At 57.9% G+C, this 1,664-nt stretch carries 2 protein-coding genes; both read right to left on the bottom strand.

The genetic code is table 11. The features are described from left to right. Positions 1–48 precede the first annotated feature (48 nt). Positions 49–240, bottom strand: a complete 192-nt coding sequence (locus tag RFM41_RS34385; protein WP_430691610.1) for a transposase — start codon at positions 238–240, stop codon at positions 49–51. A gap of 374 nt (positions 241–614) precedes the next feature. Continuing rightward, a partial coding sequence (locus tag RFM41_RS33995; RefSeq protein WP_320319356.1) for an aminotransferase-like domain-containing protein occupies positions 615–1,664 on the bottom strand: 1,050 nt, incomplete at its 5' end.

Raw genomic sequence — 1,664 nt, 5'->3', positions numbered from 1 at the left:
CGTCACATGGCTCATGCTGTGCTGCTAACTACGCTCGTAAGGACGACCTTAAGAGCGCAGCATCGCTACCGTGCCCTGCTCGCGCAAGGCGGCCCTCGCCGGAGGCGTACCATCGTACTGACGCGCTACCGCCGCCACCGTGGACCCGGGCGCGAATGCCGCGGCCAGTATCCGGCACTGGTCCTCTTCACTCCAACGACGACGACGCTCAGGCCCGGTCAATAACGTCACATGGCTCATGCTGTGCTGCTAACTACGCTCGTAAAGGACGACCTTAAGAGCGCAGCCTCGCTACCATGCCATGCTCGCGCAAGGCGGCCCTCGCCGGAGGCGTACAAAGAGCACGGGGTCAGAGAGCTTGTTTCGATCTTCGCGCGATTCTAGATCGAGATAAAACGCACCGGTCTCCTCGCCGATTTCCAAAGCGAGGGTGGTCTTGCCGACCTGTCTTGGGGTCAAATTGAGGCTAGCCTGTTCCTCAGATAAGGAACAGGCAATGACGCGATCCAGATTTTCTGACGAAATTTTGATGGAGCACCACGCGGGACTCTCGGCGCGCTTGCGAGATATGTCGTGGGATTTGACTCCTCATGCCCTTCCCAAGCGCTGTTAGATCAGTAGCGGGTCGCGCCTGAAGGCGAGTATGTCGACATAAGGTCAGCGACGATATCAAGACCTCGCAGCACCTCGCCTTCGGTCGTTGGTGTACTAAGCGCCAGCCGTATGGCTTGAGGCGCACCAGCACGGCCGACCGTGAACCGATCGGCCTCGATGCAAACAACCGATGACCGCCGCGCGGCGCTGACGAACTCACCTGCTCGCCAAGGTTCCGGAAGATGAATGAAGACAAACGGAGCAGGCCGCAATTCTTCGCCTATGCGGTCGCCAATGATCGATCGCGCCAAGGACCATCGCCGGGCAATCTCGTCGCGTTGCCAGGCGCACAACCGATCAAGGAGACCTTTTCGGATCCATTCTGCCGCGATCTCACCTTGTAAAAATGCGCCTCCGAGCGTCAGCGCGTGTTTCACGCCCTCAAGCCCTTGCGTGTGCGCAGGGGGGCATCGCATGAAGCAAACTCTCATCGCTGGCCCGGTACATTTTGACAAGCTCGCTAGGTAAAACGTGCGCTCGGGAGCAATGGATGCAATGGCCGGTGGCCGAGTGTCTTTTTCAATAAGGGCGGAGAACGGATCGTTCTCTATGATGAGCAGGTCAGACCGTTGTGCGACCTGAGCGATGGCATGGCGCCGCTCGGTTGTTAACACTACCCCGGTTGGATTTTGCAAGTTAGGACACAGGAAGAGCAATTTGGCGCCCGACCTGGCGGCCTTATGCTCGATTGCCTCTGGCGAGACACCCTGCGCATCCAATTGAAGAGGAACCATTTGGTGGTTGCGAAGCCGCAGCAGGTGCGAAAGCCCCAGATAGGTAGGGTCTTCAACGAAAACCGGATCGCCGGGCTGCGTGAACATCGATAGTAAAAGCAAGATGGCTTCTTGAGCACCGCGAGTTACAATAACGTCCCGTGCGTCGGACTCAACGCCAAGGAATTTCAACCACTTGGCGCCTGCTTCTCTATGCGAGAGATATCCAAGGTCGGGCGCATAGCCCGACAAAGAGCGATCCAGAATATCTCGACCAGTGCGCGCGAAAACATTCTC

It is taken from the genome of Mesorhizobium vachelliae, assembly GCF_033977325.1.
In the GTDB taxonomy this organism is placed as follows: Bacteria; Pseudomonadota; Alphaproteobacteria; order Rhizobiales; family Rhizobiaceae; genus Mesorhizobium; species Mesorhizobium vachelliae.
This window is presented reverse-complemented; position numbering and strand designations above follow the sequence as displayed.